The sequence below is a fragment of the Pseudomonas sp. NDM genome (genome assembly GCF_003105095.1).
Classification (GTDB): domain Bacteria; phylum Pseudomonadota; class Gammaproteobacteria; order Pseudomonadales; family Pseudomonadaceae; genus Aquipseudomonas; species Aquipseudomonas moraviensis_A.
This window is the reverse complement of sequence record NZ_QETJ01000074.1, coordinates 1-23,487: the sequence shown is the minus strand read 5'-3', so window position 1 is coordinate 23,487 and position 23,487 is coordinate 1. Positions and strand designations below refer to the sequence as shown.

The 23,487-nt window shown below is 61.0% G+C and carries 17 protein-coding genes; 7 read left to right on the top strand and 10 right to left on the bottom strand.

The genetic code is table 11. From position 1 onward, the window contains the following. Positions 1-164: 164 nt before the first annotated feature. Positions 165-1,547: a cysteine--tRNA ligase gene (gene cysS / locus DCO47_RS16070; RefSeq protein ID WP_116658447.1), complete on the bottom strand. Its 1,383-nt coding sequence runs from the start codon at positions 1,545-1,547 to the stop codon at positions 165-167. Positions 1,548-1,565: 18 nt separating this feature from the next. After that, positions 1,566-3,263, bottom strand: coding sequence for a glutamine--tRNA ligase/YqeY domain fusion protein (locus DCO47_RS16065; protein ID WP_065616019.1), 1,698 nt, complete (start codon positions 3,261-3,263; stop codon positions 1,566-1,568). Between the two features lie 251 nt (positions 3,264-3,514). Here DCO47_RS16065 and DCO47_RS16060 point away from each other — a divergent pair, with 251 nt between their 5' ends. Further along, positions 3,515-4,021: a peptidylprolyl isomerase gene (locus DCO47_RS16060; protein ID WP_064363699.1), complete on the top strand. Its 507-nt coding sequence runs from the start codon at positions 3,515-3,517 to the stop codon at positions 4,019-4,021. Beyond that, positions 4,018-4,764, top strand: coding sequence for a UDP-2,3-diacylglucosamine diphosphatase (gene lpxH / locus DCO47_RS16055; protein WP_065616018.1), 747 nt, complete (start codon positions 4,018-4,020; stop codon positions 4,762-4,764). The genes DCO47_RS16060 and lpxH overlap by 4 nt, the downstream gene beginning before the upstream one ends. A gap of 293 nt (positions 4,765-5,057) precedes the next feature. On the opposite strand, the gene DCO47_RS16050 is transcribed toward lpxH, so the two are convergent. The 7 genes from DCO47_RS16050 to DCO47_RS16020 form a co-directional block, all read right to left on the bottom strand. Beyond that, entirely contained in the window at positions 5,058-6,587 is a 1,530-nt protein-coding gene (locus tag DCO47_RS16050) for a DHA2 family efflux MFS transporter permease subunit (protein ID WP_042609202.1), read from the bottom strand. Between the two features lie 138 nt (positions 6,588-6,725). Beyond that, the gene (locus tag DCO47_RS16045) at positions 6,726-7,928 is read right to left on the bottom strand and encodes an efflux RND transporter periplasmic adaptor subunit (protein ID WP_042609201.1); all 1,203 of its coding nucleotides are present in this window, start codon (positions 7,926-7,928) and stop codon (positions 6,726-6,728) included. Between the two features lie 15 nt (positions 7,929-7,943). Beyond that, a complete protein-coding gene (locus tag DCO47_RS16040) occupies positions 7,944-9,413 on the bottom strand; it encodes an efflux transporter outer membrane subunit (protein WP_116658446.1) in 1,470 nt (489 codons plus the stop codon). Continuing rightward, positions 9,403-9,885 (bottom strand): MarR family winged helix-turn-helix transcriptional regulator, encoded by a 483-nt coding sequence (locus DCO47_RS16035; RefSeq protein WP_042609199.1) that lies wholly within the window; start codon positions 9,883-9,885, stop codon positions 9,403-9,405. The genes DCO47_RS16040 and DCO47_RS16035 overlap by 11 nt, the downstream gene beginning before the upstream one ends. 301 nt (positions 9,886-10,186) lie before the next feature. Continuing rightward, positions 10,187-13,861, bottom strand: a complete 3,675-nt coding sequence (locus DCO47_RS16030) for a translocation/assembly module TamB domain-containing protein (RefSeq protein WP_116658445.1) — start codon at positions 13,859-13,861, stop codon at positions 10,187-10,189. Further along, a complete protein-coding gene (locus tag DCO47_RS16025) occupies positions 13,858-15,585 on the bottom strand; it encodes an autotransporter assembly complex family protein (protein ID WP_116658444.1) in 1,728 nt (575 codons plus the stop codon). Before DCO47_RS16025 ends, DCO47_RS16030 begins: the two co-directional genes overlap by 4 nt. A gap of 66 nt (positions 15,586-15,651) precedes the next feature. Continuing rightward, a complete protein-coding gene (locus DCO47_RS16020) occupies positions 15,652-16,302 on the bottom strand; it encodes an N-acetyltransferase (RefSeq protein ID WP_042609196.1) in 651 nt (216 codons plus the stop codon). 297 nt (positions 16,303-16,599) lie between these two features. Between DCO47_RS16020 and xthA the strand changes: the two genes are divergently transcribed. Both xthA and DCO47_RS16005 read left to right on the top strand, forming a co-directional pair. Then, positions 16,600-17,412 carry an exodeoxyribonuclease III gene (xthA, locus tag DCO47_RS16015; protein WP_065616015.1) on the top strand — a complete coding sequence of 271 codons (813 nt, stop codon included), beginning with the start codon at positions 16,600-16,602 and terminating at the stop codon, positions 17,410-17,412. 190 nt (positions 17,413-17,602) lie between these two features. After that, the gene (locus DCO47_RS16005; RefSeq protein ID WP_116658443.1) at positions 17,603-18,937 is read left to right on the top strand and encodes a substrate-binding domain-containing protein; all 1,335 of its coding nucleotides are present in this window, start codon (positions 17,603-17,605) and stop codon (positions 18,935-18,937) included. 121 nt (positions 18,938-19,058) lie between these two features. On the opposite strand, the gene DCO47_RS16000 is transcribed toward DCO47_RS16005, so the two are convergent. After that, the gene (locus DCO47_RS16000) at positions 19,059-20,288 is read right to left on the bottom strand and encodes an acyl-CoA dehydrogenase (protein ID WP_042609193.1); all 1,230 of its coding nucleotides are present in this window, start codon (positions 20,286-20,288) and stop codon (positions 19,059-19,061) included. A gap of 171 nt (positions 20,289-20,459) precedes the next feature. On the opposite strand from DCO47_RS16000, the gene DCO47_RS15995 reads away from it, so the two are divergent. The 3 genes from DCO47_RS15995 (at position 20,460) to DCO47_RS15985 (ending at position 22,992) form a co-directional block, all read left to right on the top strand. After that, complete coding sequence (locus DCO47_RS15995) at positions 20,460-21,395, top strand: LysR family transcriptional regulator (protein ID WP_064363647.1); 936 nt, start codon at positions 20,460-20,462, stop codon at positions 21,393-21,395. Between the two features lie 150 nt (positions 21,396-21,545). Next, positions 21,546-21,941: a MerR family DNA-binding transcriptional regulator gene (locus tag DCO47_RS15990; RefSeq protein WP_042609191.1), complete on the top strand. Its 396-nt coding sequence runs from the start codon at positions 21,546-21,548 to the stop codon at positions 21,939-21,941. Between the two features lie 151 nt (positions 21,942-22,092). After that, positions 22,093-22,992 (top strand): hydroxymethylglutaryl-CoA lyase, encoded by a 900-nt coding sequence (locus DCO47_RS15985; RefSeq protein WP_116658448.1) that lies wholly within the window; start codon positions 22,093-22,095, stop codon positions 22,990-22,992. Positions 22,993-23,487 lie beyond the last annotated feature (495 nt).

Here is a 23,487-nt window from a genome sequence, read left to right as displayed (position 1 = left end):
GTCACAACGGATATCGGACTCCGGTAGCAATGGAAGCCTTGGCAGCATGAGAAATGACCTAAACCCTATAACCGTGTCCAGTATCGTTTGACCAGAACACGGTCAGTCCCCTCTCCCTCCGGGAGAGGGTTAGGGTGAGGGGCTTTTGGCTTTTGGCTTCTTGCTCAGTCAGCCAGACGCCAGGTCGTCCCGCCCTTGCCGTCTTCCAGCACAACGCCCATCGCCGTGAGCTGATCACGGATACGATCGGACTCAGCCCAATCCTTGCCCGCACGTGCCGCCAGACGCGCGGCAATCAGTGCGTCCACTTCAGCCGCATCGACACGCCCTTCAGCGCCCGCCTGCAGGAAGTCATCGGCCTCAAGCTGCAACACGCCCAGCACACTCGCCAGTTCTTTCAAGCGCGCCGCCAGACCCGCCGCTGCAGCGAGATCGCTCTCACGCAAACGGTTGATCTCGCGCACCATTTCGAACAGCACGGCGCAGGCCTCGGGGGTGCCGAAGTCGTCGTTCATCACCGTGGTGAAACGCTCGACGAACGCTTCGCCACCGGCCGGCGCCACGGACGGCAGACCTTTCAATGCGTGGTAGAAACGCTCGAGTGCGCCCTTGGCGTCCTTGAGGTTGTCTTCCGAATAGTTGATCGCGCTGCGGTAGTGGCTCGACACCAGCAGGTAACGCACGACTTCCGGGTGGTATTTGTCGAGCACGTCGCGGATGGTGAAGAAGTTGTTCAGGGACTTGGACATCTTCTCGCCATTGATACGGATCATTCCGCAATGCATCCACGCGTTAGCGTAGGTCTTGCCGGTGGCCGCTTCGCTCTGGGCGATTTCGTTTTCGTGGTGCGGGAACTCCAGGTCGCTGCCGCCCCCATGAATGTCGAAAGTCTCACCGAGGCAGCAGGTCGACATCACCGAGCACTCGATGTGCCAGCCCGGACGTCCGGCGCCCCATGGCGATTCCCAGCTCGGCTCGCCCGGCTTGGCAGCTTTCCACAGGACGAAATCGAGCGGGTCTTCCTTCGACTCGTCGACTTCGATGCGTGCGCCGATGCGCAGGTCTTCGATCTTCTTGCGCGACAGCTTGCCGTAGCCCATGAATTTGGCGACGCGGTAGTACACGTCGCCGTTGCCCGGGGCGTAAGCGTAGCCCTTGTCAATCAGGGTCTGGATCATCGCGTGCATGCCGGCGATGTGATCGGTGGCGCGCGGTTCCATGTCCGGCTTCTGGATATTCAGGCGCGCTTCGTCTTCGTGCATCGCGGCGATCATACGCTCGGTCAGCGCTTCGAACGACTCACCGTTCTCGCGGGCGCGATTGATGATCTTGTCGTCGATGTCGGTGATGTTGCGCACGTAGGTCAGGTCATAACCGCTGAAGCGCAACCAGCGCGTCACCAGGTCGAACGCGACCATGCTGCGGCCGTGGCCGAGGTGGCAGTAGTCGTACACGGTCATCCCGCAGACGTACATGCGCACCTTGTTGCCATCCAGCGGCTTGAAGACTTCTTTGCTCTTGGTGAGCGTGTTGTAGATCGTTAGCACGTTAGTTCCTTGACTCACTCACTGGCCCCACGAATCACGCAGGGTCACGGTACGGTTGAATACCGGCTGACCGGGTTTCGAGTCCTTGAGATCCGCGACGAAGTAGCCTTCGCGCTCGAACTGGAAACGGTCTTCCGGCTGGGCGTTGCCGAGCGATGGCTCGGCGCGACAACCGGTCAGCACTTGCAGCGAGTCAGGGTTGATGTTGTCGAGGAAGCTGGCGCTGTCTTCGGCCTTTTCCGGGTTCGGCGAACGGAACAGGCGATCGTACAGACGTACTTCGCACTCGACGCTGGCGGCGGCCGGCACCCAGTGGATCACGCCTTTGACCTTGCGCCCTTCCGGGTTCTTGCCGAGGGTGTCCGGGTCGTACGAGCAACGCAGTTCGACGATATTGCCGTCGGCGTCCTTGATCGCTTCGTCGGCACGGATCACGTAGCTGCCGCGCAGACGCACTTCACCGGCCGGTTCCAGGCGCTTGTAGCCCTTCGGCGGCTCTTCCATGAAGTCTTCGCGGTCGATGTAGATTTCCCGGGCGAACGGCAGCGCGCGCACGCCCATGTCTTCTTTCGGGTGGCGTGGCAGTTCGAGGTTTTCGACCTGGCCTTCCGGGTAGTTGGTGATGACCACTTTCAGCGGACGCAGCACGCACATCGCGCGCGGTGCGCTGTGGTCGAGGTCGTCGCGGATGCTGAATTCGAGCATGCCGAAGTCGACCACGCCGTCGGAACGGTTGGTGCCGATCATTTCGCAGAAGTTGCGGATCGATTTCGGCGTGTAGCCACGGCGGCGGAAGCCCGACAGCGTGGACATGCGCGGATCGTCCCAGCCATTCACGTGCTTCTCGTCAACCAGTTGCTTGAGCTTACGCTTGCTGGTGATCGTGTAGTTGAGGTTCAGGCGGCTGAACTCGTACTGGCGCGGGTTCGCCGGCACCGGCAGGTTGTCCAGGAACCACTCGTACAGCGGACGATGGCTTTCGAACTCGAGGGTGCAGATCGAATGGGTGATGCCTTCGATGGCGTCCGACTGGCCGTGGGTGAAGTCGTAGTTCGGGTAGATGCACCACTTGTCACCGGTCTGGTGGTGATGAGCGTGGCGGATGCGATACATGATCGGGTCGCGCAGGTTCATGTTCGGCGAAGCCATGTCGATCTTCGCGCGCAGCACGCGGGCGCCGTCGGCGAACTCACCGGCCTTCATGCGCGCGAACAGGTCGAGGTTCTCTTCCACGGTGCGGTCGCGGAACGGGCTGTTCTTGCCCGGCTCGGTCAGGCTGCCACGGTATTCCTTGGCCTGCTCCGGAGTCAGGTCGTCGACGTAGGCCTTGCCGGCCTTGATCAGCTCGACGGCCCAGTCGTGCAACTGGTCAAAATACTGCGAGGCGTAGCGCACTTCACCGGACCATTCGAAGCCCAGCCATTTGACGTCGCTTTCGATCGCGTCGATGTATTCCTGATCTTCCTTGGCCGGGTTGGTGTCGTCGAAACGCAGGTGCGTGACGCCGCCGAACTCCTGGGCCAGACCGAAGTTGACGCAGATCGACTTGGCGTGGCCGATGTGCAGGTAGCCGTTGGGCTCCGGTGGGAAGCGAGTCACGATCTGGGTGTGCTTGCCCGAGTCCAGGTCTGCCTGGATGATCGGCCGCAGGAAGTTGACCGGCACGGCAGGGCCGGACTTGGCATTCGAGGTAGGGTCGACAGTGGGCTTGCTCATAGGATCCTTGACGTACAGGTGCGCGGCCGCAAAGAGGGGCCAGACAAAACAAAGCCGTTATCATAGCCGATGCTGTCAAGGGCCTGACAGAGCAGGCCCGATAAAGGCATGCATTTAATCGCCGGGAAATGAAAAACCGCCTCGAAATTCGCGCCTGTCACGCTAAACTGCGCACCTTGGCCGAAGCAGGCTGAACCGGTTGTGGGGCTGAAGGTCCCAGAACCACGAATTCCCTATGAAGAGTAATGACCATGACTCAAGTCAAACTGACCACCAACCATGGCGAGATCGTCATCGAACTGAACGCTGAAAAGGCGCCGATCACCGTTGCCAACTTCATCGAGTACGTGAAGGCCGGTCACTACGAAAACACTGTTTTCCACCGCGTCATCGGAAACTTCATGATCCAGGGCGGCGGTTTCGAGCCTGGCATGAAAGAAAAGAAAGACAAGCGTCCAAGCATCCAGAACGAAGCGGACAACGGTCTTTCCAACGACAAATACACCGTCGCCATGGCCCGCACCATGGAGCCGCATTCGGCTTCGGCACAGTTCTTCATCAACGTCGCCGACAACACCTTCCTCAACCACAGCGGCAAGAACGTGCAGGGCTGGGGCTACGCGGTATTCGGTAAAGTCACCCAGGGCACCGACGTTGTCGACAAGATCAAAGGCGTGTCGACCACTTCCAAGGCCGGCCACCAGGACGTACCCGCAGAAGACGTGATCATCGAGAAAGCCGAGATCATCGCAGCGTGATATTGCTGATTTCAGACTTGCATCTGGAAGAGGAGCGCCCGGACATCACCCGGGCGTTTCTGGATTTGCTCGCCGGACGCGCCCGCACCGCGAGTGCGTTGTACATCCTCGGCGACTTCTTCGAGGCGTGGATTGGCGACGACGCCATGACGCCCTTTCAGCGTTCCATCTGCCAGGCCCTGCGCGATTTGAGCGACAGCGGTACGGCGATTTTTCTCATGCACGGCAATCGCGACTTCATGCTCGGCAAGGCCTTCTGCAAACAGGCCGGCTGCACATTGCTGAAGGATCCGAGTGTCGTGCAGTTCTACGGCGAGCCGGTGCTGCTGATGCACGGCGACAGCCTGTGCACCCGCGACGTCGGCTACATGAAGCTGCGCCGCTACCTGCGCAACCCGATCACCCTGTTCATCCTCCGTCATCTGCCGCTGAGCAGCCGCCATAAACTGGCGCGCAAGCTGCGTAGCGAGAGTAAGGCGCAGACGCGGATGAAGGCCAATGACATTGTCGATGTCACGCCTGAGGAAATTCCGCGAATCATGCAGGAATATGGCGTGAAAACCCTGATCCACGGCCACACCCACCGCCCGGCGATTCACAAGCTGCAGCTCGGTGAACAGGCGGCGAAGCGGATTGTGCTGGGGGATTGGGATCGTCAGGGTTGGGCGTTGCAGGTGGATGAGAGCGGGTACGCATTGGCCCCGTTCGACTTCGCCCCGCCACTGGCTTTGCCGCACGGCTGAAGAGCGCTACCCCCTCACCCCAGCCCTCTCCCCCAGGGGGGCGAGGGGGAAAGGGAGCCGATCTTCATGCTATTCAAACCTGAGTTCGACTGAAGTCTGGCACGTCGATGTATATCGAACATCCACCGCGGCCAGTCCCCTATCCCTCCGGGAGAGGGTTAGGGTGGGAGCCGATCTTCATGCTATTCAAACCTGAGTTCGACTAAAGTCTGGCACGTCGAGGTATACCGAACATCCACCGCGGTCAGTCCCCTATCCCTCCGGGAGAGGGTTAGGGTGAGGGGCTTTTGATCTTAGTGCCCCGAAGCGGCCGGCCCGGCTTTGGCAGCAAACGGCGGTTTCGCCAGCCAGACGATCAGAATCAACCCCATGAATCCCCACCCCAGCAGCGTGAAGTAATCCACGGTCGACAACATGTACGCCTGACTCGTGAGGATCTGGTCCATCTGCGCATACGCCGACTGACTCGCCCCGCCCAGCGCGTTCAACGTCTCGCGCGTCGCCGGCTCGAAGGTGCTGATGCTCTCGCTCATGTACGCATGATGCTGATCGGCGCGGCGAATCCAGATCCAGGTGGTCAGCGACGCCGCGAAGCTGCCGCCCAGTGTCCGCAGAAACGTCGCCAGGCCAGCGCCATCGGCAATCTGGCTCGGCGGCAAGTCCGACATCAGAATGCTCAGGGTCGGCATGAAGAACAGCGCCACGCCGATGCCCATGAACAACTGCACCAGCGCGATGTGCTGGAAGTCCACCTCATTGGTGAATCCTGCGCGCATAAAGCAGCTCAAACCAATCGCCAGAAACGCCAGCCCGGCCAGCAAACGCAGGTCGAACTTGTTCGCGTACTTGCCGACAAACGGCGACAGCAACACCGGCAGAATCCCGATCGGCGCCACGGCCAGACCGGCCCAGGTCGCGGTGTAACCCATTTGCGTTTGCAGCCACTGCGGCAGGATCAGGTTGATGCCGAAGAACCCGGCGTAACCCAAGACCAGCACCAGCGTGCCGATGCGGAAGTTGCGATAGGCAAACAGGCGCAGGTTGACCACCGGGTGGCGGTCGGTCATTTCCCAGATCACGAACACCGCCAGCGCCACCACGGAAATCGCCGCGCCGACAATGATGAAGTTCGACTCGAACCAGTCCAGATCATTGCCTTTGTCGAGGATCACCTGCAATGCGCCAACGCCAATGATCAAGGTGATCAGGCCGACGTAATCCATCGGTTGGCGACTGGTGACCACCGGCCGTTTCGCCAGTTGCGAACGCACCACCATCACCGCAAAGATGCCGATCGGCACGTTGATGAAGAAGATCCACGGCCAGCTGTAACTGTCGGTGATCCAGCCACCGAGAATCGGACCGGCAATCGGCGCGACCACCGTGACCATCGCCAGCAAGGCCAGGGCCATCCCGCGTTTTGCCGGCGGATAGACCGCGATCAACAGCGTCTGCGTCATCGGATACAGCGGCCCGGCGACCAGGCCTTGCAGCACACGAAAGCCGATCAGCTCGGGCATCGAAGTCGAGATACCGCAGAGAAACGACGCCAGCACAAACAGCATCGTCGCCCACAGAAACAGCTTCACCTCGCCGAAGCGGCGGCTCAGCCAACCGGTCAGCGGCAACGCGATCGCGTTGCTCACGGCGAACGAAGTGATCACCCAGGTGCCCTGCTCCGAGCTCACCCCGAGGTTGCCGGAAATCGTCGGCAACGCCACGTTGGCGATGGTCGTGTCGAGCACTTGCATGAACGTCGCCAGCGACAGGCCGATGGTGCTGAGCAACAGGCTGGGCGGCGTGAAAGAAGCGTTATTGCTCATTGTGAATCCTATGAAACCTGATGGACACCACACCCCTGTAGGAGTGAGCCTGCTCGCGATAGCGGTGTATCAGCCAAGATATTTGGCTCTGACACACCGCTATCGCGAGCAGGCTCACTCCTACAAGGTCCGTGCAGATCAGCGCTGTGCGGTCTTGCCCGCTGCGGCGCTGTTGTCGTGAATCAACTGGGCAATCATCGCGTCCGCTTCAGCCAGTTGGCGCTCGTAGACGTTGGTGCTGAACGAGGCTTTTTGCGGCGGTTGCTGGGCCAGCACCGGGCCGCTCTGGTCGTGCAGATTCACTTCGACATTGGTCGACAGACCTACACGCAGCGGGTGTTTGGCCAGCTCTTCGGCATTGATGTGAATGCGCACCGGCACGCGCTGGACGATCTTGATCCAGTTGCCGGTAGCGTTCTGCGCCGGCAGCAAGGCAAACGCGCTGCCGGTACCAGCGCCGAGGCTGTCGACGGTGCCGCTGTATTTCACGTCGCTGCCGTAAATGTCGGCCTCGATATCCACTGGCTGGCCGATGCGCATGTCACGCAGTTGGGTTTCCTTGAAGTTGGCGTCGATCCACAGCTGATCCAGCGGAATCACCGCCATCAGCGCGGTGCCCGGCTGCACGCGCTGACCGAGTTGCACGGTGCGCTTGGCGACATAACCGGTGACCGGCGCGATCAGGGTGCTGCGCGCATTGGTCAGGTAGGCCTGACGCAGATCGGCAGCCGCCGACATCACGTCCGGGTGCGACGAGACCACGGTGTCGTCGACCAGTGCGCTAGTGGTTTTCAGTTGCTGTTTGGCGTTGGCCAGTGCGTTCTGCGCCGAGGTCAGATCGTCGCGCGCGTGGGACAGCTCTTCCTGGGAAATCGCCCCGCCCTGGGCGAGATTTTTCCGTCGGTTGTAGTTGTCCTGGGCCTTCTGCACCTCGGCCTGTTGCGCGTTGACCTGGGCTTTCATGCCGTCGACGTTGCTGTACAAACCGCGCACCTGACGCACGGTGCGCGCCAGTTTGGCCTTGGCACTTTGCAGGCCGACTTCGGCATCGTTGGGGTCGAAGTTGACCAGCACCTGGCCTTCGTGGACCAGATCACCGTCGTCGGCGCCGATGCTGACCACGGTGCCGGTGACCAGCGGCGTGATCTCCACCACGTTGCCGTTGACGTAGGCATCGTCGGTGCTTTCGTTAAAGCGCCCAATGAATTCGTGATAGGCCCAGACGCCGGCAATGGCGAGCAGGACGACCACGGCGAGGGCCAGCAGCATCACCTTGCGTTTGCGCGGGTTGCCGGTGTCCGGGGTGTTGTCTGGAGCTTGGGTGTTTTCGGCAGTGGCCATGACAAATACCTTGAATTAGTAGTGCGACGAGGCTGGGCTGGCGTTGGCTGCGTTCAGGTTTTCACCCTGAAAGCCGCCGCCCAGCGCTTGCATCAGTTGAATCGACAGGTCGATCTGCTCGGCATTGAGGGTCGCCAGCTGACGCTGGGCCTGGAGCAGTTGCTGCTCGATGCTGAGCACGTCCAGGTAGTTGCCGATGCCGGAACCGTAACGCTGGACGACCGTGCTGTAAGAATCCTGAGCGATGTCGGTGGCGTGTTGCTGCGCGCCGATCTGCCGGCCGATATCACGTAACTGGTTGATGGTGTCGCCGACATCGCCGAGCGCTTTGACCAGGCTCTTGTTGTATTGCGCCACCGCCAGATCGTAATCGGCGTCGCGCGCATCGAGGCTGGCGCGCAGGCGTCCGCCATCGAAAATCGGCAGCGATACGGTCGGCGCAATGCTGAAGAAACGGCTGGCGGAACCGAACATCGCATCACCCAGCAATGACTCCGCCCCGGCCGAAGCCGACAGGTTGAGGTTGGGATAGAAGCGGGTTTTCGCCGCGTCGATATCTTTGCTCGCCGCTTCGACACGCCAGCGCGCCGCGACCAGATCCGGGCGGCGGCCGAGCAGTTCCGCTGGCAACACCGACGGCACCGCCACGGCACTGGCTTGCAGGACTTTCGGTCGGGAGATCTCGTTGCCGCGATCGGGGCCTTTGCCGAGCAATACCGCCAAGGCGATTTTCGCGCTGTTCAGGCGTTTTTCCGCGTCGATCAGGCTGGCCTGGGAACTGGCTTCCAGACTCTGGGTTTGCTGGAACTGGTACTGGCTGTCGATCCCCGAACTCAAGCGGCGCTGACTGAGGTCGAGCATTTGCCGGGTGCGCTTGAGGTCCTCGCTGGCGAGGTCGTAAACGATGTGCGCCTGACCGAGATCGCTGTACGCGCGGGCGACGTCAGCGGCGAGGGTCAGCTGGGCGGCCTGACGGTCGACTTCAGCAGCACGGGCCTCACCGAGTGCGGCTTCCCAGGCATCGCGCTGGCCGCCCCACAAGTCGAAGTTGTAATTGAAGCCGGCGCTGACATTGCGCACCGTCGCGTAAGCCCCGCCCTGCCCCCGCGGATCCTGGTCACGGGCCAGACGCGAACGGCTGATGCCGGCGCTGGCGTCGAGGGTCGGATAGCGTTCGGCATCGGCGGCATACGCGGCGGCACTGGCCTGATGGGCGCGGGCTTCGGCGATCTGCATGTCCGGGCTATCGTGCAGGGCTTCGCGGATCAGACCGTCGAGCTGCGGATCGCCAAGGCTGCTCCACCAGTCGCTTTTCGGCCATGCCGCCGGTGACAGTGTCACGCCTTGCAGAGACTGCGCTGTCTTCAACTGCGCCGCGTCGAGGCGCTGGCCTTCGGTGTCGAGGCCGCTGTAGTTGGCGCAACCGGCGAGGATCATCGCCGACAGCAGCAGCGTCAGGCTGCTGCGCACGATTTTAGCGTTCATTGTGTTCACCCAAACGCTGGACGGTGATTGGGTCACCGGCGGCCAGGAGGATTTTCTTGAGGATGTATTCGAGGGTCTTCAGCTCGTCGCGGGAGATCGCGCCGGCCAGTTCATTCATCGCATCGGCACCGATGTGCGGCAGGCGATCAGCCAGTTGCTGGCCCTGCTCGGTCAGCTTCAGCTGCACCTGACGCCGGTCACCTTCGCTGCGCTGACGAAGCAGAAAAGCCTTCTGCTCGAGACGATCGAGCATGCGCGTCATCGACCCGCTGTCCAGCGACAGATGCCGGCACAGCTCGGCCGGGGTGTCGACGCCAAACTGGGCCATGATGATCAGCACCTTGAACTGCGCGGCGGTGATGCCGTGGGGTTCCATGTGGGTGTCGATGATCCGGTCCTTGAGCAACGCGGCACGCCCGAGCAACAGGCCGAGGTGGCAGTGTTTGAATTCTTCCGGAGTGAAATGCTTCATATGTCGACCTGATGACTGCCTAGGCAGTGAATGTATGTCGAGATGTTACTGCTTAGGCAGCGAATGTCAACGCAATAGTTAGGGGGCTTGGTAATTAGTTGCGTTTTAGCGATGCAGAGGCGCTGGAATGCATTCCCCTGTAGGAGTGAGACTGCTCCCGATGCGTCCTTTCATCCACCATCAATGGCGCGGCTGATGGCCTCATCGCGAGCAGGCTCACTCCTACAGGGGAACGCATTCCAACTGTGGGAGCGAGCCTGCTCGCGAAGGGTGCGACTCGGTTGAAATGAGCAGATGCGCTCTAGAAATCCCGCTTGTAGAAAATATCCAGCGAACTCGCGACGCCGCTCGCCGCTTCGACGTAGACCTTCTTGCTCAGCTTGTAGCGCAAGGCGATGGTGCTGGCCGGTTCGAAGACGCCGACGCCGTAGCGCAGGCTGAGTTTTTCGGAAATGTTGCCGCTGGCGACGACGCTGGTGTCGTTGCCGCTGCCCTGGGTGTCGAGTTGGAAATCCTCGATGCCCAGATCCTTGGCCAGCCCGCTGGTGACCCCGGCGCTGCCCATCAGACCGAGGCCCAATGCGGCTTGGGCGAGCATGTTGTTGTCTTCGCCGCTGGTGCTCAGCGGACGGCCCAGCACCAGGTACGACAGCGCCTGTTCCTGGCTCATCGCCGGTTCGGAAAAGATCTGCGTGGTCGGCTGTTCGGCGCTGCCGCTCAGGCGAATGCCGGCGATGACGTCGTCGGTCTGACGGATCGCTTCGATGTCCAGATACGGCTGGTCGATGGGGCCGGCGAACAACAGACGCGCACGCCGTACCGTGAGGCGCTGGCCATAGGCACGATAGCGGCCGTCGTTGAGCCAGAGCTCGCCACGGGTGTCCATATTGTCGCCAATGTGCACCTGGCCTTGCAGATTGGCGGTCAGGCCGAAACCGGCGAAGCTCAGCTTGTCCTGACCGACGATCACGTCGATGTCCATTTTCATCGCGATCGGCGGTTTGCCCTCCTCGGTTTGCGCGCCAACGATGATGGTGTCGTCGGAGACTTTCACCGTTGATGGTGGTAGCTCGCGCACGGTGATTTCGCCTTTGGGCACCAGCACCTTGCCCGCAACTTTCAGCTCATCGCCGGCCATGGAAATCTGCAGATCCGGGGCCATTTCGAGTTTGGCGTAGGGTTCGACGCTGACGGGCAATTGCGTGCCCTTGAGCGCCAGATCGACCACCAGCGCCTGGCCCCAGGCGACGTTGCCGTTGAGGCTGCCCCGGCCAGTCTTGCCGCTGTTCCAGCCGCCGTCCAGACGCACCGATTCGCCGGCAATCGCCGCGGTCAGTTGCAGGTTCTGCAGCTCCATCGGCAGTTCAGCGCCGGACACTTCGCCGTCGCTGAGCTGCACGGTGCCGTTGACCAGCGGCGCGAGCAGGCCGCCGGAGAGCGTGCCGCTACCGTTGAGCCGGCCGGTGAGCTTTTCCACCATCGGCACAAACGGCCGCGCCACCGACAAATCGAGCCCGGAGAGGCGGAACGAGCCGCTCAGCGGTTTGTTTTTCGGCAGCGGATTGAGCTGCGCCTGCACCATCAACTCACCGAGTTTGCCGCCGACGAAGTTGAGCTCGGTGTCGACGCGCTTGGGCGTGAGTTTGCTGCTGAGCTTGAGCGTCTGGTAGGGAAAATCCAGCCACTGATCCTTGTCGCGCACGCGCAGGGTGCCGCCGCTGGCATCGACACTGACCACGCCGTTCGGGCCGCTGGCCGGCAGGTCCAGTTGCAGATCGGCATTGAGCCGGCCCTGCCAGGCGAAGTCCTTGGGCAGCCATTGCGCGAGGCTTTCGATCGGGAATTGCTTGAGGTGATAGCGCAGCTTCGGCTCGGGCATCAGGCGCTGGTCTTCACCACACAGGCTCGCATTGCCGGACAGCCAGCAATGCGCGCCGAAATTGATCTGGCCGTCCGCCAAGCGCTCCAGTCTCGCCGGGTTTTGCAGTTTCCAGTCCTGGCCACCGGCCTGAATATCGCCGCTGGCCAAGCGACCGCGCCAGTTGCCCTTGTCCAGATTGCCGTCCAGTCCCAGCGCCAGTTTCAGCTTGGGTCCGAGCAGATCGAGGCTGAGTTTCTGACTCTTGATGTCGCCCTGAGCACTGGCGGTCAGGGTGCCCAGGGAGGTGTCGCCGGTCTGAATGCCGCTGCCTTTGAGATTGATTTTCGCTCGTTGCGCACTGTCGAGGGTGGCGTCGAGGTTGAGGCTTTGCAGGCGATTGTCCTGAAAGGCCAGTTGCGAACCTTGCAGATCGAGCTTGCCCTGTGGCGCCTTCAGCGTGCCAGCGACGTTGACCTGACCGTTGACCTGCCCGCGCAATTGCGGCCATAACTGCGCGAGACGCGGCAGCTTGATATCGATCTGCCCGCCGAGCTTGTCCTGCAGGCTGCCCTTGCCGCTGATGCTGTTATCGCCGAGGCGGATTAGCAGGGCATTGAGGTTCCACCGCTCGCCCGCGCCGTCAGCCTTGGCTTGCAGAATCGCCGGTTGGCCGCGCAGTTTGCCTTTGAGATCGAGGTCGGCGCTGAGGCTCAGTCGCTCATTCTTCATCTCGCCTTTGCTCTTCAGCGGCCCGGCCAGGGTGCCCGGCAGTTCCGCGACCCAGTACGCCGGGTTGAGCGCCGACAGATCCAGCGCGGTATCCCAGGCGATGCCGTCGGCGAAGCGCACATTGACGTGCCCTTCGGCCCTGCCCTGCCCGGCCTGCATGACCAGTTGCGGCAAGGCGATCTGTTCGAGGCTGCCGCTGAACGGACTGCTCAGGGTGAACGCCCCGGCCGGGCCATCGAGTGCGGCAGCGAAATTGCCGAGGTACTGACCGTCGGTGTAGGACACTTCGCCGGTGAAGGTACGCAAAGCGACTTGTGGCTCGTCGATTTCTGGATAGAGGCGATGCCACGGGAAGTCTTGCCAGTTGATGTTGGCCTGGGCGCTGAGGCCTTTGCTCCAGTCGACATTGCCGGTGAGCTTAAGGCTTTGCTTGTCGTTGGCGTTGAGATCGAGCCCGGCGATTTGCGCGCCGCTGGCGTCGACCTTGCCTTTGAGCAGCAACGCCACCGGCGATTTTTCCGCGGGCAGCGTGGCGTTGCCGAGTAGCTGATAACCGTTTTTCAGGTCGCCTTCGCCGGTCAATACCAACTGGTTGAATTGCAGGGTGTCCGGCAGATCGGCGCTCGGTTTGAACGCGTCGCTGGTGATGCGCAACCTGGCCGGGAGGTTTTCCGCCAACGCTTGCAGCTCGCCGCTCAACTGGCCGTCGAGGTAGCCACGGCTGTCGGCGTGCAGGTTGAGGGTTTTCAGCAGATCGCCGTCGACTTTCAGTGCCAGGATCCACGGTTCGCTGCCGGGCGCGGGCAAGGTCAGATCGCCCTGAATGTTCAACGGCCAGTTACCGCTCGGTTGCAGCAGGCCGGACAGGTTCAGGCTGAGTTCGTCACGCTGCAATTTCACACTGTCGATCTGCAGACCCTGAGCGGTCCAGTGCGCCGCCAGTTGCAAGCCCTTGAGCTGTTCGCTGCCGTTGAACAACAGACTGCCGACCTCGACATCGCCGAGTTCAATGGCCAGCGGCAATTGCAGATCCGGCAATTTGATCGGGCCGCTCTCGGTGGTTTCTTCGCTCGGCGGGAATTGCAGAATCACCTGATCGGCCTTGAGCTGATCGATGCACAAGGTCATGCGCGTCAGGCACAGCGGCGACCAGGCAAAGATCGCCCTGTTCAGCTCGACGCGGCTTGTGTCCTGCTGCCACACCAAATGATCGGCGCTCCATTGGCCACCGAGGCGACCCTGGAAATTCTCCACGCTCAAACCCGGCATCAGGCCCAGCGCCCAGCGACTGCCCGCCTGCGTACCGAGCAGCGCGGCGAGGCTCAAGACGATCAATAAAACCAGCGCCAACAACGTCAGCGCGGTAATTTTCAAACCACGCTTCACAGCTCAGGCCCCATGGAAAAGTGCAGCCGGATGCCGCCGTCGTCGTCCAGCGCATGAGCGAGGTCTAGGCGGATCGGCCCGACCGGCGAGACCCAGCGCACACCTACGCCGACCCCGGTCTTGAGGTCGGGCAGTTCGAGTTTGTTGAAAGAGTTGCCTTGGTCGACGAAGGTCGCGACCCGCCATTTCTCAGCGATCGAATACTGATACTCAACGCTGCCGGCAATCATGTAGCGACCACCGATGCGGTCGCCGTCGGAGTTTTTCGGCGACAGGCTCTGGTAGTCGTAACCGCGCACGCTCTGATCGCCACCGGCAAAGAAACGCAGCGACGGCGGGATCGAGTTGTAGCCATTGGTGGCGCTGCCGCCAACCTGCACGCGGCCGAGCAAGCGGTGCTTGTCGAAAACCGTGGTCAGGCCTTTGACCTGCGCGGTGCCATATAAGAGGTTGTTGTCCGAACCGAGGCCTTCCTTCGCCACTTTGCTTTCGAAGCTCAGGCGGTAGCCGTTGCGCGGGTCGATGCGGTTGTCGCTTTTGAGGTAGGAATAACTGATGCCGGGCATGAGCAACGTGCTCAGGCCGGAGTCGTCGCCGAGTTCGTATTCCTCGCGCTGCCACTTCAGCGAGATCACCCGCTGCCAGCCGCTGGGCAACTTGCTGTGCCATTCCGGGCCGAAAGTCAGCAGTTTGCTCAGGGTGTCGGAGCCTTCGATGTCTTCGAACTGATAGCCGCCGGCCCAGCGCAGTTTGTCGGTCAATGGCGGGTCGAGCGGGATGTCATAGAACAGCCCGACGTTCTGCCGGGGCGCCGAGAGTTCAGCCTCCCAGCCATAACTGTCGCCCTGGGGATTGACCCAGTGACGCGTCCAGTTGGCCTTGATGCGTGGCCCGACGTCGGTCGAGTAACCGAGACCCAGGCCCATGGTGCGCGGCTTGCGCGTGTCGAGCTTGACCTCGACCGGAATCACCTGGTTCTTCGCCGCCGTCGGTGCGGCGTCGACGCGTACGCCTTCGAAATAGCCGCTCGATTGCAGGTCGCGATTGAGTTCGGCGATCAGTTCGGAGTCGTAGGGCTCGCCTGCCTTGAACGGCACCATGCGTTGCAGCAGGTCTTCGTCGAAGGGCGTGTCGCCCTCGAAACTGACTTTGCCCAGCGCATAGCGCGGGCCGCTGTCGTAGATCAATTCGATATCGGCGACACCCGCGCGCGGATCGACCATGAGCTTCTGGCGGGTGAAATGGCCGCTGAAGTAACCGAAGCGCGAGGCCTGATTCTGGATGATCCGTTTGGCGTCTTCGTAGCGGCCATGATTGAGCACTGCCCCGGATTTGAGCAGGTCGCTTTTCGGTACGCGGAAGGATTTCAGCGAGGCCGCCGGGCCGTCGACGCGCACGGTGACATTGCGCAGGCGAATCGGCTCGCCGGGATCGATGTTCAGCACCAGACGCGGTTTTTCCCCGCCCTTGACGTCGCTGTCGATCTGCGGCTGGTAGTAGCCCAGCGCCTGCGCCGCTTTGCGCGCCTGCTCTTCGGCACCGCGACTGAAGCGCAGCAAGGCTTCTTCGTCGCGATCGCCGAGGCTGCCGATATAGCCTTCTATATTGGCCTTGAGTTCATCGTTGGACGGCTTGATCCGTACATCCAATTCACTTTGCGCCAGCGCCGCGCAGCTGGATAACAGCATCAGCACGCCGCTGGTAAATCTTCGTGGAAACTTCATAGGCGCGGATGCTATCACGGGCTCGGGAGCCTGATAGAACAGGTAATTTGTGAAGAAGTTCGATCATTATCCCGTGGCTGTTTGTAACACCTGCGGATTGGCGTGGAAAAATACGTGTTCACGCACTGGTCCGACGGCAACCTCGCCGATCTCCTGATAACCCTGCCTTTTATAGAATTCCAGGTAGCGCGGGTTGCCGGTGTCGAGCACCACCCCTTGCGAGGTTTCATCGACCGCGCACCAGTTGTGCACGGCAGTGAGCAGCTGTTCGCCGTAGTGCTTGCCCTGAAACTGCGGATGCACGCCGAGCAGCGGCAGCATGTGCACGGAGTCGCCAGGCACGCACGCGGCGACGGCATCGTGATATTCCAGATAACGCCGGGTGCAGCGAAACCCGGTGCTGAGCACCATGCGCAAGCGCCATGCCCAGCTTTCCGTCACCCCCAGACGCCTTTGCGGCGGCGCGATCAGGGCGATGCCGATCAGGCGATCATTGACCAACAGGCCGATCGCCGGCAGGTCCTGGAGGAAATGCTGTTTGACCAGCTCACGCACCGTGGCCCGCACCCGTTGTTCGTAGCCGGGACGCTCGGCTTCGAACAGGTAGCCGAAGGTCGGCTCGTGGCGATAGGCCTGATACAGCAGAGAGCGGGCCTCGCGCGAATAGCCGCGGTCGAGCATGTGGATGGCGGCGCTGGCGAACTGGGTTTCAGGCATGGCAATGATTCTCCCCGGGGCGCGCTCGGAGGCTGGCGCGCTTGTTGGTACGAACCTTTTGACGGTGGCGTGGTTACCTCACAGGTTAGACCAGCCCTGGATCTTCATCGACTGGGAGGGCGCTATCGCGAGCAGGCTCACTCCTACATTTTGGAATGCGTTCCCCTGTAGGAGTGAGCCTGCTCGCGATAGCGTCATCACTAACAACATAAATCCCACAGGCCAAAATGATTTCTCCCACACTGGCCCATCTCCCCCATGTCAGCTAGCATCGCCCTTTTGCCAGGACTGCCGACCATGAAGATCGTTTCCTTCAACATCAACGGACTGCGTGCCCGTCCGCATCAGCTGGCAGCGCTGATCGAAAAACATCAGCCCGACGTGATCGGCCTGCAGGAAACCAAGGTTCACGACGACCAGTTCCCCCTCGAAGAGATACGCGCCCTCGGCTATCACGTGCATTTTCATGGCCAGAAAGGTCATTACGGTGTCGCCCTGCTTTCGCGCAACGAGCCGATCGCCATTCATAAAGGCTTTGCCACTGACGAAGAAGATGCGCAGCGGCGCTTTATCTGGGGCACTTTCGCCGATGCCAACGGCGTGCCGGTGACGATCATGAACGGCTATTTCCCACAGGGTGAAAGCCGCGACCACCCGACCAAATTCCCTGCCAAGCAGCGTTTCTACAGTGATTTGCAAGCACTGCTGGAGAGCCAGTTCCACAACGAGCAGCCACTGGTGGTGATGGGCGATGTGAATATTTCCCCGGAAGACTGCGACATCGGCATCGGCCCGGACAACATGAAGCGCTGGCTGAAAACCGGCAAATGCAGCTTCCTGCCGGAAGAACGCGAGTGGATGGCGCGCCTTAAGAACTGGGGCCTGACTGACAGCTATCGCCACCTGAACCCCGACGTAACCGATATGTTCAGCTGGTTCGACTACCGCAGCCGTGGTTTTGAAGACGAGCCCAAGCGCGGCCTGCGCATTGACGTGATTCTGGCTTCCCATGGTTTGCTGCCACGGGTCAAGGATGCCGGTGTGGACTACGAACTGCGCGGCATGGAAAAGCCCTCGGACCATGCGCCGATCTGGCTTGAACTGGCCTGATTCCGGACTCAACACATTTCCCCTGTAGGAGTGAGCCTGCTCGCGATAGCGGTGGATCAGTCGACATAAATGTTGACCAGTAAATAGCTATCGCGAGCAGGCTCACTCCTACAGGGGATCAGTGTCATCTGAAAGTCATCTTTCTGACTTAATCTCCCCGGCAATCCCCTTGGCTTGATTCGGTGCCGGCATGACCCTGCGTGTTCTCTGCGTTTTCCTGTTGAGTGGCTGGCTGTCGGTCTACGCCGCCGTCCTGCCGATCCCCGAAAACGGCTCGGCGCTGCGCATTCAGGGTTCCAACACCATCGGCGCCGAGCTCGGCCCGGCGCTGGTCGAAGGCCTGTTGCAGGAACAAGGCCTGCTGAAAATCCATCGTGAAACGCCGGATACCGCCAACGAACAGCGCATCGTCGGTCAGACTGCGCAGGGGCAACGCGTGGTCATCGAAGTCGCCGCCCACGGTTCCAGCACCGGTTTCGCTGCGTTGAAAAACACCAGCGCCGATCTCGCCGCTTCTTCCCGGGAGATCAAGGACAGCGAGCTGCTCGCCCTGCAAACCCTCGGCGATCTGAAAAGCCCGGCGGCTGAGCAAATCATTGCCATCGACGGTCTGGCGATCATCCTCAACCCGGCCAATCCGCTACAGCAGCTGGATACCGAACAACTGGCGCGGATTTTTGCCGGCGAAGTGAAAACCTGGGAAGACCTCGGTGGCCGTGGCGGCGCCATACATCTATATGCGCGGGATGATCAGTCGGGGACCTACGACACATTCAAGGAACTGGTCCTGAGTCGGCTTGGGAAAAGTCTCAGCAGCACGGCGAAACGTTTCGAATCCAGCGAGCAGTTGTCTGATGCGGTCAGCGCCGATCCGCAGGGTATCGGCTTCATCGGCTTGCCTTACGTACGTCAGGCGAAAGCCGTGGCAATCACCGATGGTGCGTCGCAAGCGATGTTGCCGCTGAACAGTCTGATCGCTACCGAAGATTATCCGCTGTCGCGGCGCCTGTTCTTTTATCTGCCGCCGGACACCCGCAATCCTTGGGCGCAGGCCCTGGCCACGTTCGCGCAGAGCCCACAGGGTCAGGCAATCGTCGCCGCCAGCGGTTTTGTCAGCCAGACCGTGCAGGCCATGAGCGTGGCGCCGAATGCGCTGATGCCCGAGGGTTACCAATCCCTCAGCCGACATGCCCAGCGTCTGACAGTGAATTTCCGTTTTGCCGAGGGCAGCGCCGGCCTGGACAACAAGGCGCGGCAGGATCTGGCGCGAGTGCTCGACTATATAAAGCGCAATGGCAAGACCGAGCGCGCGGTGACCCTGGTGGGTTTTGGTGACCTCAAGGATGACCCGGCCCGGGCAGACCTGCTGTCGAAGCTGCGGGCGATGGCGGTGCGCCGCGAGCTGGTCAGGAACGGCGTGGTCATGCGCGAAGTGCGCGGCTTCGGCGCGCTGATGCCGGTGGCGACCAACAGTGCGGATGAAGGAAGGATCAAGAATCGGCGGGTTGAGGTTTGGGTGTATTGACCCTGATGTTGATGTGCTGAATGTTCAGGCCCTTTCGCGAGCAGGCTCGCTCCCACATTGGATCTGTGGCGGTCACAAATCCTGTGGGAGCGAGCCTGCTCGCGAATTAGGCGACTCGGTATTACTGACCGCTACGCAACATTTCCTTCGGCACATATTTGCCGATCTCGAACTTGCCGATCGCCGCGCGGTGCACTTCGTCGGGGCCGTCGGCCAGGCGCAAGGTGCGTTGCATGGCGTACATATAAGCCAGCGGGAAATCGTTCGACACCCCGGCGCCGCCGTGCATCTGGATCGCCCGGTCGATCACCCGCAAGGCGACGTTCGGCGCCACAACCTTGATCTGCGCGATCTCGCTCTTCGCCACCTTGTTACCGACAGTGTCCATCATGTACGCCGCTTTCAACGTCAGCAGGCGGGCCATGTCGATCTCCATCCGCGAGTCGGCGATCTTGTCGATATTGCCGCCCAGGCGCGCCAGCGGTTTGCCGAACGCGGTGCGGCTTACCGAGCGTTTGCACATCAGTTCCAGTGCCCGCTCAGCCATGCCGATCGAGCGCATGCAGTGGTGAATGCGTCCTGGGCCAAGGCGGCCCTGGGCGATTTCGAAGCCGCGTCCTTCACCGAGCAGGACGTTTTCGTACGGCACCCGCACGTTATCGAACAGCACTTCGGCGTGGCCGTGCGGCGCATCGTCGTAACCGAACACCGGCAGCGGCCGGACGATCTTCACGCCAGGGGTGTCGACCGGCACGAGGATCATCGAGTGCTGGGCATGACGCGGCGCGTCGGGGTTGCTCAGGCCCATGAAGATCAGAATCTTGCAGCGTGGATCGCAGGCGCCGGAGGTCCACCATTTCTTGCCGTTGATTACCCACTGATCGCCATCGCGCACGGCGCTGGCGGCCATGTTGGTCGCATCGGAGGACGCCACGTCAGGTTCGGTCATGGCGAACGCCGAACGGATCTCGCCGCGCAGCAGCGGTTCGAGCCAGCGCTGTTTCTGTTCTTCGTTGGCGTAACGCACCAGCACTTCCATGTTGCCGGTATCCGGCGCCGAGCAGTTGAACGGCTCCGGCCCCAGCAGGGAACGCCCCATGATTTCCGCCAGCGGCGCGTATTCGAGGTTGCTCAGGCCGGCACCCAGTTCGGACTCGGGCAGAAACAGATTCCACAGCCCTTCCGCCTTGGCCTTGGCCTTGAGCTCTTCCATGATCGCGGTCGGCTGCCAGCGATCGCCCTCGGCGACCTGGCGCTCGAACACCGCTTCGGCCGGGTAAACGTAAGTGTCCATGAACGCAGTCACGCGCTCACGCAGTTCTTGCACCTTGGGCGAATAAGCGAAATCCATGGGTAGTTACCTTCTCGGGCAGAGGTTGTTCAAGTCATGCAATCGATGCTAGAACAGCACTGATAATTTACCTAGCCTATTCTCGGCGTGTATAAACATTCATCACCGATATATGATCGGCTGATCCTGAGCCCCAAAACACTTGCACTTAATAACAAGAGAAGCCGCGTTATGAACCTGAGCAAGGTCGACCTCAACCTTTTCATCGTCTTCGACGCGATCTACACCGAAGCCAACCTGACCCGCGCCGGGCAGATTGTCGGCATCACCCAACCGGCGGTGTCCAACGCCCTGGCCCGGCTGCGCGAGACCTTCAACGACCCGCTCTTCGTGCGTACTGCCCAAGGCATGGTGCCAACGCCGATGGCGCAGAACATCATCGGCCCGGTGCGTAATGCCCTGTCGCTGCTGCGTGTGTCGGTGCAGGAAAGCCGCATCTTCAACCCGGCGCAGGCAGTCAAGACTTATCGCATCAGCATGACCGACCTCACGGAAGCAATCATTTTGCCGCCGTTGTTCCAGCGTCTGCGCCGCTTGGCGCCGACGGTGATCATCGAAAGCTTTCTGTCGAAACGCCGGGAAACCACCAAGGAACTGGCGGCCGGGCGGCTGGATTTCGCCGTGGATGCGCCGCTCAATACCGACCCGCAGGTGCGCCACGTCAAGCTGATGGACGACCGTTACGTCTGCGCCATGCGCAAGGGCCATCCGATGGCAGGGAAGGAAAAACTCAGCCTTGATGATTATCTGTCGCTGACCCACATCCATATCTCCAGCCGCCGCAGCGGTCTGGGTTATGTCGATCTGGCGCTGGGCAAAATGGGCATCCAGCGCAAGATCGCCCTGCGCTCGCAGCACTATCTGATGGCCTCGCAGGTGATGCAGCAGACCGACATGGTCATGACCGTGCCGGAACGCTTCGCCCGTCGTCATGACTTGCAGGCGTTCAATTTGCCGGTGAATGATGTGCCGTCGGTGGAAACGCATTTGTACTGGCACGAAAGCACCGACCAGGACCCGGCCAACCGCTGGATGCGTGAGCAGATGATCGAGTTGTGCCAGCAGGTGACGGCGCAGGAGAAGAAGCTGGATAAGCAGGCGGTTTGAGGCAAATCAGAAGATCGCAGCCTTCGGCAGCTCCTACATTTGGAATGCATTCCCCTGTAGGAGCAGCCGAAAGCTGCGATCTTTTTCTTGCTTGACGTAAACGTAAACCACCGATTAGCTTAGCGCCATGCCCCTTTTCCGAGCGCTTTCATGAGCAGTCAGACCTACAGCATTTCCGACCTCGCCCGCGAGCTGGACATCACCACCCGGGCGATCCGCTTTTATGAAGAGCAAGGCCTGCTCAGCCCCGAGCGTCGTGGCCAGGAACGCATTTACTCACCTCGGGACAAGGTCACGCTGAAGCTGATCCTGCGCGGCAAGCGCATCGGCTTTTCCCTCGCCGAATGCCGCGAGCTGATCGAGCTCTACGACCCGTCCAGCGGTAACACCCGACAGCTCAACAGCATGCTGGCGAAAATCAGCGAACGCCGCGAACAGCTTGAGCAGCAGTTGCTGGATATCGAACAGATGAAACTCGAGCTTGATACCGCCGAAGAACGCTGCGTGCAGGCGCTGGAGCAGACGCTTAAAAGCCAGGCGGTCTAGCAAACACTACATCCCCCCTGTAGGAGTGAGCCTGCTCGCGATGGCGGTGTATCAGAAAAAACTATGGCGACTGACACTCCGCTATCGCGAGCAGGCTCACTCCTACAAAGGGTTCTTCGTGAACTCAAAAAAAAACAGGCAGGTCCCGCCCATGTCCCTCCCCTCCCAAGTACGCCTGATCGAAGTCGGCCCGCGCGATGGCCTGCAGAACGAAGCCCAACCGATCAGCGTGGCTGACAAGGTGCCACTGGTCGACGCACTGAGCGCCGCCGGGCTCGGCTATATCGAAGTCGGCAGTTTCGTTTCGCCCAAGTGGGTGCCGCAGATGGCCGGTTCCGCCGAGGTGTTCGCGCAGATTCAACGCAAGCCCGGCGTGACCTATGGCGCGCTGGCGCCGAATCTGCGCGGTTTTGAAGACGCGATTGCCGCCGGGGTCAAGGAAGTCGCGGTGTTCGCTGCGGCCTCCGAGGCGTTTTCGCAGCGCAATATCAATTGTTCGATCAGCGAGAGCCTGGCGCGCTTTGCGCCGATCATGGAGGCGGCGAAACAACACGGCGTTACCGTGCGCGGTTACGTTTCCTGTGTGCTGGGTTGTCCGTATGAAGGCACGGTCGCGCCGGAGCAAGTGGCGATGGTCGCCCGTGAGCTGTACGCGATGGGCTGCTACGAAGTGTCGCTGGGCGACACCATCGGCACCGGTACGGCGGGCGCGACCCGGCGCCTGTTTGAGGTGGTCTCGGCGCAGGTGCCCCGGGACAAACTGGCCGGGCATTTCCACGACACCTACGGCCAGGCCATGGCCAACATCTACGCCAGCCTGCTCGAAGGCATTGCAGTGTTCGACAGCTCTATCGCCGGCCTCGGCGGCTGCCCGTACGCCAAAGGCGCAAGCGGTAACGTCGCCACCGAAGACGTGGTGTACCTGCTCAACGGCTTGGGCATCGAGACCGGTATCGACCTGGACGCCTTGATCGCCGCGGGCCAGCAGATCAGCGCAGTGCTCGGCCGCCCGACCGGTTCGCGAGTGGCCAAGGCACGCAGCGCCCAGTGAGGTGTTACCGCTGGATCAGTGATGTGGGCAAAAGCGAGTAACACGGAAACAAATTGTCTGGCTTTGCCCAAGGCTGAAAACCTCTGAAAGTCGTAACCATTTGATCTACAAAGCTTTTCAAAAGTTGGCACGACACCTGCTATCTCTATCGCATAACAAGAATAAAAAGCCGCAAACCAATAAAAACAAGACGAAACGACTCTGACATAACAAGAACAACACGGCAGAGACGCAGCTAACAGATTTTTTTGGAGAAGGTGTGCTTTTCAGGGTGCTCTCAGGAGTGACCCGCAACCGGGCAGAGAACAATAAAACTACCTTCAGGTAGCTCCCGAATCGGTTGGATCGTTTGACGAGAAAGCAGATCAGCGCTCAAAAAAATACGTTTGCTCTTGACCCCGGATGGGGGTCGCCAAAAGCTGTACAGGGCCACGGTTGCCAAAAACAACAACAGACCGACCCTCAATAATAAAAAGAGCACGCAACGACAAATTA

What these genes read in the sequence shown, in the direction of transcription:
- DCO47_RS16065 (WP_065616019.1), bottom strand. Translation starts at nt 3,263, where the DNA reads ATGAGCAAGCCCACTGTCGACCCTACCTCGAATGCCAAGTCCGGCCCT.
- DCO47_RS16060 (WP_064363699.1), top strand. Translation starts at nt 3,515, where the DNA reads ATGACTCAAGTCAAACTGACCACCAACCATGGCGAGATCGTCATCGAA.
- DCO47_RS16050 (WP_042609202.1), bottom strand. Translation starts at nt 6,587, where the DNA reads ATGAGCAATAACGCTTCTTTCACGCCGCCCAGCCTGTTGCTCAGCACC.
- DCO47_RS16045 (WP_042609201.1), bottom strand. Translation starts at nt 7,928, where the DNA reads ATGGCCACTGCCGAAAACACCCAAGCTCCAGACAACACCCCGGACACC.
- DCO47_RS16040 (WP_116658446.1), bottom strand. Translation starts at nt 9,413, where the DNA reads ATGAACGCTAAAATCGTGCGCAGCAGCCTGACGCTGCTGCTGTCGGCG.
- DCO47_RS16035 (WP_042609199.1), bottom strand. Translation starts at nt 9,885, where the DNA reads ATGAAGCATTTCACTCCGGAAGAATTCAAACACTGCCACCTCGGCCTG.
- DCO47_RS16025 (WP_116658444.1), bottom strand. Translation starts at nt 15,585, where the DNA reads ATGAAGTTTCCACGAAGATTTACCAGCGGCGTGCTGATGCTGTTATCC.
- DCO47_RS16020 (WP_042609196.1), bottom strand. Translation starts at nt 16,302, where the DNA reads ATGCCTGAAACCCAGTTCGCCAGCGCCGCCATCCACATGCTCGACCGC.
- xthA (WP_065616015.1), top strand. Translation starts at nt 16,600, where the DNA reads ATGAAGATCGTTTCCTTCAACATCAACGGACTGCGTGCCCGTCCGCAT.
- DCO47_RS16005 (WP_116658443.1), top strand. Translation starts at nt 17,603, where the DNA reads ATGACCCTGCGTGTTCTCTGCGTTTTCCTGTTGAGTGGCTGGCTGTCG.
- DCO47_RS16000 (WP_042609193.1), bottom strand. Translation starts at nt 20,288, where the DNA reads ATGGATTTCGCTTATTCGCCCAAGGTGCAAGAACTGCGTGAGCGCGTG.
- DCO47_RS15995 (WP_064363647.1), top strand. Translation starts at nt 20,460, where the DNA reads ATGAACCTGAGCAAGGTCGACCTCAACCTTTTCATCGTCTTCGACGCG.
- DCO47_RS15990 (WP_042609191.1), top strand. Translation starts at nt 21,546, where the DNA reads ATGAGCAGTCAGACCTACAGCATTTCCGACCTCGCCCGCGAGCTGGAC.
- DCO47_RS15985 (WP_116658448.1), top strand. Translation starts at nt 22,093, where the DNA reads ATGTCCCTCCCCTCCCAAGTACGCCTGATCGAAGTCGGCCCGCGCGAT.